The sequence below is a fragment of the Nonomuraea composti genome (assembly GCF_012034275.1).
Taxonomy (GTDB): domain Bacteria; phylum Actinomycetota; class Actinomycetes; order Streptosporangiales; family Streptosporangiaceae; genus Nonomuraea; species Nonomuraea composti.
Genome location: NZ_JAATEP010000054.1, coordinates 65,361 through 79,313, shown reverse-complemented (window position 1 = coordinate 79,313; position 13,953 = coordinate 65,361). Strand labels below are relative to the sequence as shown.

At 74.9% G+C, this 13,953-nt stretch carries 12 protein-coding genes; 8 read left to right on the top strand and 4 right to left on the bottom strand.

Going from position 1 to position 13,953, the window contains the following annotated elements:
- On the top strand, positions 1-845 hold an 845-nt coding region (locus HCN51_RS46450), incomplete at its 5' end, for a hypothetical protein (RefSeq protein WP_168018317.1).
- 106 nt (positions 846-951) lie between these two features.
- Positions 952-1,290 carry a Rossmann-fold NAD(P)-binding domain-containing protein gene (locus HCN51_RS58560; protein WP_206068678.1) on the top strand — a complete coding sequence of 113 codons (339 nt, stop codon included), beginning with the start codon at positions 952-954 and terminating at the stop codon, positions 1,288-1,290.
- Between the two features lie 3 nt (positions 1,291-1,293).
- Here HCN51_RS58560 and HCN51_RS46440 read toward each other — a convergent pair whose 3' ends face one another.
- A complete protein-coding gene (locus HCN51_RS46440; protein ID WP_168018316.1) occupies positions 1,294-1,539 on the bottom strand; it encodes a hypothetical protein in 246 nt (81 codons plus the stop codon).
- A 348-nt stretch (positions 1,540-1,887) separates the two neighbouring features.
- On the opposite strand from HCN51_RS46440, the gene HCN51_RS46435 reads away from it, so the two are divergent.
- The gene (locus HCN51_RS46435) at positions 1,888-3,063 is read left to right on the top strand and encodes an MFS transporter (RefSeq protein WP_168018315.1); all 1,176 of its coding nucleotides are present in this window, start codon (positions 1,888-1,890) and stop codon (positions 3,061-3,063) included.
- A 43-nt stretch (positions 3,064-3,106) separates the two neighbouring features.
- On the opposite strand, the gene HCN51_RS46430 is transcribed toward HCN51_RS46435, so the two are convergent.
- A complete protein-coding gene (locus tag HCN51_RS46430) occupies positions 3,107-4,162 on the bottom strand; it encodes a Glu/Leu/Phe/Val dehydrogenase (RefSeq protein WP_168018314.1) in 1,056 nt (351 codons plus the stop codon).
- Between the two features lie 57 nt (positions 4,163-4,219).
- A complete protein-coding gene (locus HCN51_RS46425; protein WP_168018313.1) occupies positions 4,220-5,644 on the bottom strand; it encodes a WD40 repeat domain-containing protein in 1,425 nt (474 codons plus the stop codon).
- 289 nt (positions 5,645-5,933) lie between these two features.
- Between HCN51_RS46425 and HCN51_RS46420 the strand changes: the two genes are divergently transcribed.
- Together HCN51_RS46420 and HCN51_RS46415 are read left to right on the top strand one after the other, a co-directional pair.
- The gene (locus tag HCN51_RS46420; RefSeq protein WP_168018312.1) at positions 5,934-7,334 is read left to right on the top strand and encodes an AMP-binding protein; all 1,401 of its coding nucleotides are present in this window, start codon (positions 5,934-5,936) and stop codon (positions 7,332-7,334) included.
- Positions 7,334-8,311, top strand: a complete 978-nt coding sequence (locus HCN51_RS46415) for a hypothetical protein (protein ID WP_168018311.1) — start codon at positions 7,334-7,336, stop codon at positions 8,309-8,311. The genes HCN51_RS46420 and HCN51_RS46415 overlap by 1 nt, the downstream gene beginning before the upstream one ends.
- 31 nt (positions 8,312-8,342) lie before the next feature.
- On the opposite strand, the gene HCN51_RS46410 is transcribed toward HCN51_RS46415, so the two are convergent.
- Positions 8,343-11,627, bottom strand: coding sequence for a BTAD domain-containing putative transcriptional regulator (locus tag HCN51_RS46410; protein ID WP_168018310.1), 3,285 nt, complete (start codon positions 11,625-11,627; stop codon positions 8,343-8,345).
- A 137-nt stretch (positions 11,628-11,764) separates the two neighbouring features.
- Here HCN51_RS46410 and HCN51_RS46405 point away from each other — a divergent pair, with 137 nt between their 5' ends.
- The 3 genes from HCN51_RS46405 (at position 11,765) to HCN51_RS46395 (ending at position 13,924) form a co-directional block, all read left to right on the top strand.
- Positions 11,765-12,811, top strand: coding sequence for a methyltransferase (locus HCN51_RS46405; RefSeq protein ID WP_168018309.1), 1,047 nt, complete (start codon positions 11,765-11,767; stop codon positions 12,809-12,811).
- Between the two features lie 90 nt (positions 12,812-12,901).
- Complete coding sequence (locus HCN51_RS46400; protein ID WP_168018308.1) at positions 12,902-13,372, top strand: hypothetical protein; 471 nt, start codon at positions 12,902-12,904, stop codon at positions 13,370-13,372.
- 63 nt (positions 13,373-13,435) lie between these two features.
- The gene (locus tag HCN51_RS46395) at positions 13,436-13,924 is read left to right on the top strand and encodes a GbsR/MarR family transcriptional regulator (RefSeq protein ID WP_206068677.1); all 489 of its coding nucleotides are present in this window, start codon (positions 13,436-13,438) and stop codon (positions 13,922-13,924) included.
- The last annotated feature ends 29 nt before the right edge of the window (positions 13,925-13,953 follow it).

Genomic DNA, 13,953 nt, shown 5'->3' with positions numbered 1-13,953 from the left:
CGACCGCACTGACCGCCGCCGTGGCCCTCGCCGCCGCTCCCCTGCTGGGCGTCGCCACGCCCGCGAGCGCCGCCGGCACCCAGGCCGTCCAGACCCAGGCACAGGTGCTCGACTGGCTCTCCCTCGACGCCCTCAGCGGCTCGAAGCTGGTGCAGCGGGTCAAGGAGCTGCTGGGCAAGGGGTACGTGCCCCAGGCGCTGAACGTCACCGACGCGGCCAACCCGCAGTACACGTCCCTGTGGGTCAAGGACACCACCCGCAAGGTCAGCGTGCTGCAGGGCCTGTCGGCCTCGGAGCTGCCCCGGCGCATCGCCGAGCAGGCCGAGCTGGGCTTCCGGCCCAAGCTGGTCACCGCCACGGGCACGGGCGCGTCCGCCGTGTTCGCGGCCGTCTTCGAGAAGACCACGCAGCTCGTCAGGTCGGAGCTGGCCCTGACGAAGGAGACGCTGCTCAAGGTCAACGCCGAGCTGGGCGCCGTCGGCTACAGCCTCGCCTCCCTCGACGTGTACGGCACCGCGGAGAAGCCCCTCTACGCCGCCGTCTGGGTGGCGGGCGCCGCCACGGGCACCCTTCAGGTGACGCTGGGCCAGACCGTGGAGCAGCGCGGCCAGGAGCTGCTGGCCAAGGCGAAGCAGGGCCTGCGGCCCGTGCTCATGGCGGTCGGCCCCGGCAAGACGTACTCCACGGTGTGGGGCAAGGGCGCGGCCACGGGCGTCAAGGAGTTCCTGAGCCTGTCGAAGGTGACGTACCCGCTCAAGGCGGCGCAGCTGAAGACGATGGGCTACCGGCCGCAGATCCTCAGCGCCGAGGACGGCGTGATCGCGTCGGTGTGGAGCAAGAGCTAGCCGGTGCGGCGCTGGGGTGCCGAGTCCGGCACAGGATCAGTGTGCCGGACTCGGCCTCCACGATAGTGCAGGTCAGCGGCGGCCGGGCGGGCCGCACACGAAACGGTTGCCGCGCCGCTCCGCCGAGGTGGATGACGCGCTGCGGCTCACCTCCTTCGACGGCCCCGGCGCGGCCGAGGCGCCGGCCGGCGCGGAGTTCCTGCTCACCGGCTGGGGCTGCCCGCGCATCGACGCGCGGATCACTGACCGCCGCGCCCCGGCTGCGGGCCGTCCTGCACAGGCCGGGCACGACAGGGCGCTGCGGCAGCCGGGCGACGGCACCGGGCTGCACGACCGCACCGTGGGCGTGATCGGCGCCTCCCGCATCGGCCGCCTCGTCCTGCAGCGGCTGCGCGCGTCCGACGTGCGCGAGGTGCTGCCCGAGCAGCTTCCTTACACGGCCTGACCCCTAGGACGGGGCCACGTACTCCAGGTCGATCGTGTCGGTGTGCGAGCTCCAGCTCAGCCGCAGCCGCCAGCAGCCGGCGCGCGCCCACGTGGGCGGCTGCCCCCGCACGACCTCCGAGCGGCACGGGGCCGCCCGCTCCGCGGGAGCTGCCCCGCTCCTGCACCCCGTCGTGACGAGCAGGGTCGTGACGAGCAGGGTCGTGACGAGCAGGAGAGCCACCGCGATCACCTGGTGCGTCCGGGACACGGCCGACCTCCGCCGGCGGCGGGAAACGGAACTGCGGCCACCACCGTACCGCCGCCGGCCACCGCCGTCCCGGATCGTCAGATGTGCGCGCCCACGAGCGCCAGGCGCTGGAAGGCGGCCAGGCCGAACGGCGCGCCGGCGTTCGTGGCCGGTGCGCAGCGGATCGTCGGCTTCCTTCGCCCTTCGCCCTTCGCCCTTCGCCCTTCGCCCTTCGCCCTTCGCCCTTCGCCCTTCGCCCTTCGCCTGCAAGCGGTTCACGCCGATGCGGCATGCATACGGAATCGGGTATCGGTCCCGCCGGATTCCGATATTGGACCATCGGTCCCGGCTCTGGTGTGCTCGGGTCCCGTGACAGTCGCCGCCCCCGTCTCCCCGCCCGCCGTCGCGGACCCCTCCGGCCGCCGGGTCGTCGTCACGGTCGTCGCCATCCAGGTGGCCTGCTGCCTGGGCTTCTTCTCCGTGATGGCCCACCTGGTCGCGCACCTGCGGCACGACCTCGGGCTGATGGCCGGCACGGCGGGGTTGATCCTCGGGGCGCGCACCGGGCTGCAGTTCGCGCTCCTGCTGCCCGTGGGGGCGCTGACCGACCGGATCGGTGCGCGGCGTACCGGGGCGATCGCCTGCGTGCTGCGCGCGGCCGGGTTCGCGTTGCTCGGGGCCGCCGAGGGGGTCGGCGCGCTGCTGTTCGCGGCCGTCGTCCTCGCCGTCGGCGGCGCGCTCTACAACCCCGCCGCGCAGAGCCTGCTCGCCGGGGTCGGGCCCGCCCACCAGGCCAAGGGGTTCGCCGCCTACGTCACCGCGCAGCACGTCGCGACCGTCGCCGGGCCGCCCGTGGGGCTCGCCCTGATCTCCCTGGAGCCCGGGTTCGCGCTCCTGACGGGGGCCGCCGCCGCCATGTGGGCGATCTCCGGCGTGCTCTTCCTCCTGCTGCCGAGGACCGGGCGCCGCGCCGGGCCCCTCCCCGGGGTGCTGTCGGGCGTGCGGGCCGTGCTCGCCGACCGCCCGTTCCTGCTCTTCGCGCTGATGACCGCGCCCACGACCCTGCTCGCCAACCACATCATGACGGCCGTGCCGCTGCTCGGCTTCGCGCCCGCCGCCGCCACGCTGTGCTTCTCCGCGCTGGCCGCCATCGCCGCCGCCGCGCAGCCCTTCGTCGCCGCCGGGCGGCGCGGCGAGCGCCCCTGGGTGCTGCGGGCCGGACTGCTCTGCGCGGCCGGGGCGTTCTTCGTGCTCGCCCCACTGGACGGGACGGAGCTCGGCCCGCTCATGGTCGCGGCCGTGCTGAACGGCGTGGCCAACGGCCTCATCCAGCCGTCGATCTTCCAGCGGACCACCCGGCACGCGCCACCCGAGCGGTTCGGGTCGTACTACGGGGTGCTGGCGTTCTGCGCCGGCATGTTCTCCTTCGCCGGGGAGATGCTGGTCGGGCGGCTGTTCGACCTCGGGTCCGCGGGCGCGACGGCGGCGCTCGTCGGGGTCGGCGCGTTCGCGCTCGTGTCCGCGTTCGGCACGCGCGGGCCATGAGGACGGCGGGATCCAGGCGTCGAGGGCGTGCGTTGCGGGCGGGTCAGGCGTCGGGGGCGAGGGGCGGGCCGTCGGGCAGGCCCTCGGGGTCGCGCCAGGTGGCCAGGAACCGCTCGGCCACCTCGCACGACCCGGCGAACGGCCCGTCCGGGTGCTCCATCGCCTGCCGGGTGAGCGCGGCGATCCGCTCCTCCACCACGGCCCGCGCGGAGGCGGCGTCGTGGACCTCGCCGGAGCGGTCGCCCAGGTAACCGATCGTGGCGCCGGCGCTGCAGACGAAGTCCGCGAGCGTGACCACGCCCCGCTCCCGCAGCGCGCGCAGGCCCGCCTCGGTGTAGGGGACGTTCGCCGCCGGGGCCACCACGCGGGCGCGCACCCGGCCGGCCCGTTCGGCGGTCAGCGTCCCGGTGCGCGCGCCGGGCACGAGCACGTCCGCGGCCACCTCGTACAAGGACTCGGGCGGGAGCACGGGCAGCCCTAGGTGGGTCACGCAGGCGTCGCCGTGCTCGGCCCGCAGCCGCTCCAGCGCGGCCACGTCCAGGCCGTCCGGGTCGGCGACGCAGCCGTACAAAGTGGACAGGGCGACGACGCGCGCGCCGCGCAGCACGGCCTCGCGCACGACCGCGCCGCCCACCTTGCCGAACCCCTCCACCGCCAGCGTCCGCCCCGCCAGCCCGCCGAGCGCCGTCTGCGCCGCCACCACCACGCCGAGACCCGTCACCATCGTGTCCACCGGCTCGCCGCCCACCTCCTGGTGCATCACCGAGCCGGGGCGGTAGTCGGGCAGCGAGGCGAAGTCCTCCGTCCGGGTGCCCAGGTCGGAGGCGGTGAGGAAGTCGCCCTTCTCGACCATCGGGGTGATCTCCCGGCAGTAGCGCTCCAGCACCGCGTCCCGGTCTTCGTCGCCGGCCCGCAGCACCGCCTTGGCCCCGCCGATCGGCTCCCCCAGCACGGCCAGCTTGTACGTCATCGCCCGCGCCAGCAGCCCCGCCTCCCCGGCCGTCACGTCGGGGGCGAGCCGCGTTCCGCCGGCGCTCGTCGGGCAGTCGAGGTCGAAGGCCACGTAACCGTCCACGGAGACGAGCTCCACGATCCTCATGCGCTCCCCCTCATCGCCTGTCCGATACCGCGAATATCGGGCAGACCGGGCTCCGGGTCAAGGTCCACTGCGCGCGTGGCAGGGGTACATGGCGACCGTCCCGTAACCGCCGAACGGCTCCCAGTCCGCGCCGCCCGTGAGCCTGCTCCACTCCTCCCAGGTCAGTTCGGGCCGCCTGGTCTCGCAGTACTCGTCCAGCGGATGGGCGGCCAGGCCGGCCAGCCCGGTGAGGTCCCAGAACTGGACGCCTCCGTCCCAGCTCGACATCAGGGCGACCCGGGCGTCACCGCTCAGGGCCACGTCGCCGATGCTCTCCGTTTCACCGCTCAGCGTGGCCACCCGGACCGGGCGCGACAGCCGGGACAGATCCAGCAGGACACCTTCGCCGGAGTCGCCGGCGACGAAGGCCAGCCTGCCGTCCGAGGTCAGGGCGATCTCGGTCACGTCCACATCGGTCACGACCCCCACCTGACGGGGGTACGAGGGGTCGCGGATCTCCCAGGCGTCGAGCCGCATCAGGTCGGCGAGCAGCGCGGTCCGCCCGTCGGCGCTCATGTCCATGGCCGCGGCGGGGCCGGTGAACGCGGGAGCGGCCGCCTTGACCGGGCGGCCGGGATCGGTCAGGTCCCAGATCGTCGTCGAGACTCCGCTGTCGGCGTCGGCGACGACGGCGGCGGTCCTGCCGTCCGCGCTCAGCGCCAGCTCCTCCACCCCGCCCGCGCCGATCGGGATGTCCGGCAGGCGGGCCGGGCGGAAGCGGTCGGACAGGTCCCACATCCTCACCCGCCCGTCGTCGTCACCGGCGACGGCCAGCCGAGTGTCCCCGGACAGGGCCAGCGTCCGGATCCCGCCGCCCTTCCCCCCTTTGGCGAGCGTGGCCGCGCGGACGGGCCGCGCCGGGCGGGCGAGGTCCCACACCAGGATCGCGCCGCTCTCGTCGCCGGTCAGGGCGGTGCGGCCGTCGGCGGCCAGCGCGACCGCGCTCACCTCCTTGCGATGCCCCTTCAGCAGAGCCTGGCGGCCGGCCGCGTCGTCACCGCCGCCGCCCCCGTCGCTGTCGATGTCGCCGTCGATTGGCCTGAGCCAGGTCGTCAGGTCCCACACGCCGACCCCGCCCGCGTCCTCGGCGAGCGCGATCCGCCCGTCGGCGCTCAGCGCCACGGACTGGTTGGCGTACATGGGGTCGGTCAGCGGCTCGCGCCTGTTCCGGAGCACGCTGTCCACCAGCCCGCGGCGCGTCAGCTCGTCATTGGCGACGGCGATCGCGGCGGCGCCGACCTCCGCCGCCTTGCCCGGGTCGGACTCGCGCAGCTCGGCCGCGTGCAGCGCGAGCCCGCGGGCCAGGGCGGCCCGCTCCAGGGCCGAGGCCCGGTCGTGCTCGTGCTTCCACCCGTACGCCGCCACCGCCAGCGCCGCGACCGAGCAGAGCACCGCCGCCACGACGAGCGCCCGGCGGCGGCGCGGCTTCGTTCCAGCAGTCATCTCGCCACAGCTCCCGCCTCGACGCCCGCTCACTACCGGAGATCGTGCCCTTTGTAGTGGTTGTGTAGGAAGTCTCTGGCGGCCGCTCACATCCTTGACCGCAGAGGGCGCCACCCGGTGCGCCCCCTGAGTACCAAGGAGATCCCTATGGTCAAGACGGCCCGTCGCTACGCGAAGTACGCCATCAGCACCCTCTCCACCGCCATCTTCGTGCTGAACGGCTGACGAGGACGAGTGAACCCCCGGGAGGGCGTCTCCCGGGGGACACCCACGAGCGGAGGGACGAGGCGTGTTCGGGACCGCGGTACGCCAGCTCGGCTATGCCTGGTCGATGATGTCGGGGCGCAGGTTCCGCCTGCGGGACGTGGGCGCGCTGGTCGACGACATGCGCGAGACCCTGGAGACGTTCGGCTCGCCCGGGGAAGGGGCCGACGACCTGCTCGCGGGCAACGACCCCGAGCTCCAGGAGGACCTCACCCGGCGGCGGCTGCGGCGCACGGTGCGGCACGCGGCGGCGGAGAGCCCCTACTACCGGCACTGGTTCGCGGCGAACGGCGTGGATCCGGCCTCCATCACGCCGGACACCCTGGCCACGATCGCCCCCACCTCCAAGGCCGACCTGCGCGGCAGGCCCGCGGCCTTCGTCTCCGACCGGGCCAGGCCGGCCGTGCTCGCCCACACCACGGGCACGACGGGTACGCCGACGCTCGTCTGGTTCTCGGCGTACGAGATCGAGCTGATGTCGTCGCTGTCGGCGCTCGCCCTCATGATGGCCGGGAACCTGCGCTCCGACGACGTGTGGGCCAACGCGATCAGCTCCCGATCCATCGCGCAGATCCTCACCGAGCGGGCCGTCACCCGGACCGGGGCGGCCTTCGCGCACCTGGGCGCCATCGACCCGGCGGCGACGCTCGACCGGCTGGCGACCCCGCTGCACGTACCGGGCAAACGCCCGCAGATCACCCACCTCAACCTGACCGCCTCCTACCTGGCGGCGCTCGTGCAGGAGGCGGACCGGGGCGGCTGGAAGGCCGGCGACTTCGCCCTCACCACCATCTGGTCCGGCGGCGAGGTGCTCACCGACGCGCTGCGCGAGCGGGCCGAGCAGGTGTTCGGGGCGGAGGTCCGCGACGGCTACTCCATGACCGAGATCGCGCCCGTCTCCGGCCGCGTCTGCGCCGACGGGCACCTGCACCTGCCGCCCGACCAGGGGCTGGTCGAGATACTCGACCCCGTCACGCTCGCCCCCGCCGCCCCCGGCGAGATCGGCACGATCGTGGTCACCCCGTACTCGACGTTCCGCGACACCACGCTCCTGCTCAGGTACGTCACCGGCGACCTCGTCCGCGTCCTGCCCGAAGGCGAGACGCCCACGTGCGCGCTGGCCGCCCTGCCCGCCACCTCCCGCGTGCTCGGCCGCCGCTCCCCCGGCGGGCTCACCACCCGGGACGTCCTCGACCTGCTCCAGGCCGAGCCCGCGCTGCCGCTCCCCACCCGGTACGCGCTGGACGGCGACCTGCTCTACGTGGTCGCGGGCAAACACGACCCCGGCCTGCTCGGCCGCCTGGAGGAACGCGCGCACGGGGCGCCTCTGACCGGCATCGTCCTGGTCGAGACCGCCGAGGACCTGCCCGAGCCCTGCCGGCTGCGCGCCGACCTGCTGGAGCTCAGCTTCGAGCGAGGACTGTGATGACCCCGAACGTCCTGGCGCTGTACGCGCTCGTCGCCCTCACCGTCGCGCTCGCCGTCGGCTACCTGGGCCGCTACGCCATCCCCCGCCCGCCCGTCGGCCGGATGGTCGGCGCGGACATCGCGGTCATGGTGACCGCGCTCGTCGTGCTGCCGTTCGCGTACCTGCACGTGCCCGCCGGGGTCGTGGTGTCGATCTTCGGGCTCGTGGTCCTCACTCTGACCCAGCTCACGCTCGCCCCCGTGCTCGGCGGCCGGTGGGCCATGATCGCGGCGCTGGCGCTGTGCGCGGCCGACGTCGCCGCCTACCTCGCCGGCCTGCCCCTGGCGCTGCTCGCCGTCAACGACGCGCTGCTGATCCTGCTCGTCGTGGGCGTGGTCAACCTGTGGGCGCAGGCCGCCGTCACCCCCGCCCAGATCGCCGCCCTCGCCGCCGCCCTCACCGTGTACGACACGCTGGCGACCGGGATGAGCTCGCTCACCGCCGACTTCGTCCAGCGCATGCAGGGCCTGCCGTTCGCGCCCGTCCTGGCCACCTCCCACGGCCCGAACCCGTCGCTGATCGGGCTCGGCGACTGCCTGATGCTGTCGGTCTGGCCCGTCGTGGCGCTGCGCGCCTACGGCAAGGCGGCCGCGTGGGCGGCGGCCGGGCTGGAGGCCGTGCTGCTGGCCGCCTCCATCGCCTTCGTCCTCACCGGCGGACGGCCGATGCCGCTGCTGACCGTGCTCGGGCCGCTGATCGTCGCGCAGTGGCTGTACTGGCGGCGGTGGCTGGCCCGCACCACCCCGCCGCCGGCCCGTCCCCTGATCGACCGGGCCCTGCGGCTCGCGAACGCGGACGCGCCCGCCGGGGTGTGGGTCGCCCTGTCGCCGTCGGGCACCCCCGTCGCCGAGGGCGCCACACCGGGCCTGGCCCGCCGCGAGGCCCGCCTGTCCGGCACCCAGGAGCCCCCCGTCGTCTGGCGCCTCCAGGAATGACCTCCGCACGCCACGGGCAGCAAGGGGGAGGTCATTCGGCCAGGTATGCCGCCACCTGCCTGGCCTCCGCCGCGTCGCCGAACAGGGCGAGCGAGCCGCGCCACGCCGCCGCCGACTCCTCCGGACGGCCCAGCAAGGCGTGTGCCCGGCCCAGCTCCCTGAGCGTGCGGGCCCGCCACACCTGGGGCCCGTCGCCGCCGAGCCGTTCCAGCGCCGACCGCAGATGCCCGAGCGCCCGGCCGGGATCGCCCTGGCGCAGGCGCACGACGCCCAGCGCGTGCCCGGCCAGCGCCTCACCGACCGCGTCGCCGCACTCCACGAACAACCGCAGGCTCTCCCCCAGCGTCTCGGCCGCCTCGTCGAAGCGGCCCAGCGCGCCCAGCGCCTCGCCAAGCCGGCGCAGGACCTTGCTCATCTCGCCCCGGTCGCCGGTCGCCCGCGCGGTCAGCAGGCTCTCCCGGTAGCACGCGACGGCCTCCGCCGTCTCCCCCTGCTGGTAGAGGGAGGTGCCGAGGGCGCGCAGCAGGTTGCCGCGAATCGTGTGGTCCTCGTCGCGGGCCACCGCCAGCCGCGTCCTGGCGATCTCCACGGCCCGGCCGTGCTCGCCCCGTTCGAGGTGGATCCAGACGGGCCACGTCCACGCGTACGCCAGGCCCGCCGTGTCGCCGTGGGCGGCCAGCAGGTCGAGCGAGGCGTACGCGTCGGCCAGCGCCTCCTCCAGCCGGCCCATGCCGTGGCGGGCGGCGGCCCTGCTGATGAGCGCGTACGCGGCGCCGTGCCCGTCGCCGGCGCGCCCCAGGTCCGCCAGCAGCGCGCCGCACTCCGCCTCGCCCCGCTCGTAACGGCCCCGCTCGATGTCCACCGCGACCAGCAGCAGCCTCGCCCGCAGCGCCGCCCGCTGGTCGCCGAGCCCCAGCACGACCCGCTGCACGTGCTCGGCGTCGTCGAGGAAGCGGTCCATGAGCAGGTACGCGGTGAGGTGGTGGGCCAGCTCCGCGGCGACGCCCACGAGCCCGAGCTCGGCGGCCGTGGTGACGCCGAGCATCAACGTCCGCCGCTCGGCCGCCAGCCACGCCGCGCCGACCCGCATCCCGCGAACCGCCCCGTCCTGGGGAGCTTGCCCAGCCGGTGCGCCGTTGGTCTGCCCGGATCGCGCGTCGGCGGCCCGGCCGATCGGTGCGGCGGTGGAGGGGGCCGGGGCGGGCGTGTCCGGGTAGGGCGGGGCGAGGGGGATCGGCAGGTGGTGGGTGGCGGCCTTCGTGCGGCGCAGGCACTCCAGCACGTGCCTGGTCAGCGCCTCGCGTCGCCGCGACGGGGACTCCTCCGCCTCGGCCCGCTCCCGTGCGTACACGCGGAGCAGGTCGTGCAGGCGGTAGCGGGGCTGGCCGGCGCCGTCCACCTCGGTCGAGGTGAGCATCCCCCGGGCGACCAGCGTCTCCAGCGCCGCATCCGCCTCCAGACCGAACGGGCCGTCCCGTCCGGACGTGGGCGGGCCGAGGAGGGCAGCGACCGACCATTCCGCGACGCTGTCCAGGCCCGCCAGCCCCAGCAGGCGGAAGGCGTGGCGGGCCGATTCGGGGAGGGCCGCGTAGCTGGGCTCGAAGGTGGCGCGGACGTCCAGGCCGCCCACCACCAGCTCGTCCAGGCCGCGACCGGCCAGCCGGGTGGCGAGCTCGCTGACCGGCCACACCGGGCGGGTGGCCAGGCGGGCGCCCGCGACCCGGATGGCCAGCGGCAGCCGGCCGCAGGAGCGCAGGATCTGCTCGGCCGCGCCGGGCGCCGTCCCGATGCGGCCGGGGCCGGCCACGCGTTCGAGCAGCATCCGGGCGTCCTTCTCGCCGGGCAGGTCGAGCGCGAGCCGTTCGGCGCCTTCCAGGGCGGGCAGCCGGGAGCGGGAGGTCACCAGGACGGCGCCGCGCGGCGTGCCGGGCAGGAGGGGGCGGAGCTGGGCCTCCTCGACGGCTTCGTCCAGCACGACGAGCACCGCCCGGTCGGCGAGCCGCTGGCGCAGGAGCCGGGCGCGTTCCTCGGCGGAGGCGGGGATGGCGGCGCCGTCGAGGCCGAGGGAGCGCAGCAGCACGTCCAGGAGCTCGCCGGGCTCGCGCGGGCCGCGGGCGTCCTGGCCGAGCCGGACGAAGAGCTGGCCGTCGGGGTAGTCGGCGCGCAGCAGGTGGGCGAGGTGGACGGCGAGCGTCGTCTTGCCGATGCCGGGCAGGCCGGAGACGATCACGATGGGCGGGCTGAGGCGTCCTTCCCGGGCTCGCAGCAGCGCCGTCAGCTCGGCGATCTCCGCCTCTCTCCCGACGAAGTCGGCGGTGTCGGCGGGCAGCTGGCACAGCCTCCGGAACGGCGCAGGCACGGCAGCCACCTCCGGGTCCCGCACCCGATGCGGCCCCGGTCCCGCCCACCTCTCGGGATCGCTGTCCGGGTTCGGGGTGGCACGCGGCCGGCGCGACTGCGAGCGGGCGTCGGGGTCGTCCCGCCCCGACAGCGCGGCACGCGGACGGCGCGACTCCGATCGGGCGTCCGGGTCGTCGTGCCCCCGCAGCGTGGCGCGCGGGCGGCGCGGCTCCGGGCGGGGGGCGAGGTCGTCGGAGCCGGCCAGCAGGGCGGCGTGGAGGCGGCGGAGCTCCGGGCCCGGCTCGATGCCGAGCTCGGCGACCAACAGCTCGCGGGCCTGGCGGAAGGCGTCGAGGGCTTCGTCGCGCCGGCCGCTGCGGTGCAGGGCGACCACGAGCTGTTCCCAGGATCGCTCCCGCAGCGGGTGGGCGGCGACGAGGGCGCGGAGTTCGGCGACAAGATCCTCGCGGCCGAGGGCGAGCCGGACGTCGACCCATTCCGACCGGGCCACTTCCAGGCGTTCCTCCAGCTCGGTGATGCGCGGCGCGAGGGCCCGGCTGAGCGGCACGTCCTCGGCGGGGGTGCCGCGCCACAGGGCGATGGCGGCCGCGTACTCGCGTTCGGCCGCCTCCAGGTCGCCGGCCGCGCGTGCGGCGCGGGCGCGGCGCAGGCCCTCCTCGAACGCCTGGAGGTCGAGCCGCCCCGGCGGCACCTCACAGACGTATCCGGATCCTTCGGTGCGTACTTCCAGGCCGCTGCCGTCCAGGAGGCGGCGGAGCTGGTGCACGTACGTCTGGATGTTGGCGACGGCGGAGCGGGGCGGGTCGTCCCAGACGGCGGCGATGAGCCGCTCGGTGGAGACGGTGGCGTTCGGGTGGAGCAGGAGGGCGGCGATGACCGCCCGCTGCTTGCGGCTGAGCCGGACCCGGCCTTCGGGGCCGTTGAGGCGGATGGTGCCCAGGATCGCGAAGTCCACCGGTCCTCCCTCGCGCTCGATCCAGAAGATCAGCTTTCCGGAAGGCAGTACACCTCTCGTTAACGGGTTTTGACAATCGCGGCAAGCGGCAACCCATCACCCATGACACCATCCGTCCCGGATGTCATAGTGAGTCCATGTCGTACGCCGGCACCGGGCAACAGGACCGCGACGGGCAGGCATCCTCCCCCGCGGAGCACGTTCATCGGCTGCTGAGCGGCTTCTGGCACTCGCAGATCATCTTCGTCCTGGCCCGCCTGCGCGTGGCCGACGAGCTGGCCGCCGGGCCCCGCTCCGCGCACGACGTGGCGGCGGCCGTCGGCGCGAACCCCGGCGCGCTGCTGCGCGTGTTGCGGGCCGCCGCCACGCTCGGCCTGATGGCGGAGACGGAGCCCGACCACTACCGGCTGACGGAGGCGGGCGCGTGCCTGCGCTCCGACTCCCCGACCGCGATCCGCGAGCTGGCCGTCGCCTACGGCTCCCCCACGGTGTGGCGGCTGGTCGGGGACTTCGAGCACGCGGTCAGGACGGGCGGCCCGGTCGCGCCCGCGCTGCTCGGCCACTCGTTCTGGGAGCATCTGGCCACCCACCCGGAGGAGGCCGAGCATTTCGCGCTGGGCATGGGTGAGCAGTCGGCGCAGGTGGCCGCGGACGTGGCGGCGGCCGTGGACCCCTCGGCGTACGAGCGGCTGGTGGACGTGGGCGGCGCGTACGGCGTGCTGCTCCTCGCCCTGCTGGACAAGGCCCCGTCGGCGACCGGGGTGCTGCTCGACCGGCCGCCGGTGATCGAGGCGGCCCGGCGGCGGCTCGAAGGCTCCCCGCTGGCGGACCGGATCGACCTGGTGGGCGGCGACTTCCTGGAAGAGGTGCCGAAGGGCGATCTGTACCTGCTGAAGTGGATCCTGCACGACTGGGACGACGAGGACGCGGTGCGCATCCTGGCCGCCTGCCGCCGCTCGGCCGCCCCCGGCGCGCGGCTGCTGCTGGTGGAGACGCTGCTGCCGGAGCCGTGGGCGCCCTCGCACGTGCACCTGTCGGACCTGGCGATGCTCGTGCTGCTCGGCGGCAGGGAGCGGTCCCGGTCACAGTACGGGGAGCTGCTGCGCGCGGGCGGCTGGGAGCCGGAGGAGGTCACCCCCACCTCTGGCCGGTACAGCATTCTCCAGGCGGTGGCCAGGCCCTGAGACGCGGCGGCGGCCGGCAGGACGTAGGGTCCATTCCAGCGACCAGTTCCGGCCGTACCCCGCGACGGCCCCTGCGAGATGGAAGCCCGCATGACCGTCACACCCGAGCAGTTGCGTGCCCTCGCGACCCGCGCCGAGGCGCTCACCGCCGAGGTCTGGGCACTGTGCGGCGGCACGCCCGGCGACCCGGCCGCCCCCGATCCCCTCGTGGACGCGCGCCAGGCCGCGGGCTGGCTGGCCAGGGCCGCCGAGGATCTGCAACGCTCGGCGGCGGAGCTGGCCCGGCTGCAGGTCCAGCCGTGCGGCCTGCCGTGGGCCGTGTGCCCGGAGCACGGCAACACGCTCTCGTCCCGGGCGGGCATCTCCGAGTGCCGCGTCTGCCACCGCACGTGGAGCTACGACCGGCCGGGCCGGCCGTGCGCGGAACCGGCCACGTGGAAGGTGATCGACCGGGCGGGCACGGTGACGAGGATGTGCGACGGGCACGTCCTCGGTGCGCGCGCCGCCGCCCAGGACGCCACGTTCGTCCGCATCGACGAGGTCGCCGGCCAGTCCCAGTGATTCCCGCGTAACCGTGCCCTTCCCGTGCCGGGGGCTTCGGCGTACAGTACGTAAAGTACGTACTTGACGATCGTTGCGGAGTTTACGACCGTGCAGCCTGCGGAGAGCGAGTTCGTCGACCGGATGGGCCTGGTCATGGAGCGCCTGGGCGCCACGCGCAGCATGGGCCGCCTGTGGGCGTGGCTGATGATCTGCGACCCGCCCGACCCCTCGCTCACCGACCTGGCGGCGGAGCTCAGCCTCAGCAAGACCGCCGTCAGCACGGTCGCCAGGCAACTGGAGGCGGGGGGCATCATCGAGCGCGTCCCGACGGCCGGCCGCGAGCACCGCTACCGGGCGGTCGGCGGCGGGTGGGCGCAGATCCTGCGGGTCCAGCTCGAGCTGGTCAAGCAGAGCCTGGAGACGCTGGAGTACGGGCTGTCGATCCTCGACGAGGGCCGGGCCGCCCAGCGGGTCCGGCTGGAGGAGACCCGCGACTTCTTCGCCTTCACCGTGCAGGACGGCGACGGGATGCTCCAGCGCTGGCAGGAGTACCGCGACCGATCTTCCTGAGTACGTCTCCATCGAGGGATCGACAACAA

Coding starts and splice junctions, on each gene's coding strand:
- HCN51_RS46430 (WP_168018314.1), bottom strand. CDS start 4,162: ATGAGGATCGTGGAGCTCGTCTCCGTGGACGGTTACGTGGCCTTCGAC.
- HCN51_RS46425 (WP_168018313.1), bottom strand. CDS start 5,644: ATGACTGCTGGAACGAAGCCGCGCCGCCGCCGGGCGCTCGTCGTGGCG.
- HCN51_RS46415 (WP_168018311.1), top strand. CDS start 7,334: ATGACCCCGAACGTCCTGGCGCTGTACGCGCTCGTCGCCCTCACCGTC.
- HCN51_RS46405 (WP_168018309.1), top strand. CDS start 11,765: ATGTCGTACGCCGGCACCGGGCAACAGGACCGCGACGGGCAGGCATCC.
- HCN51_RS46400 (WP_168018308.1), top strand. CDS start 12,902: ATGACCGTCACACCCGAGCAGTTGCGTGCCCTCGCGACCCGCGCCGAG.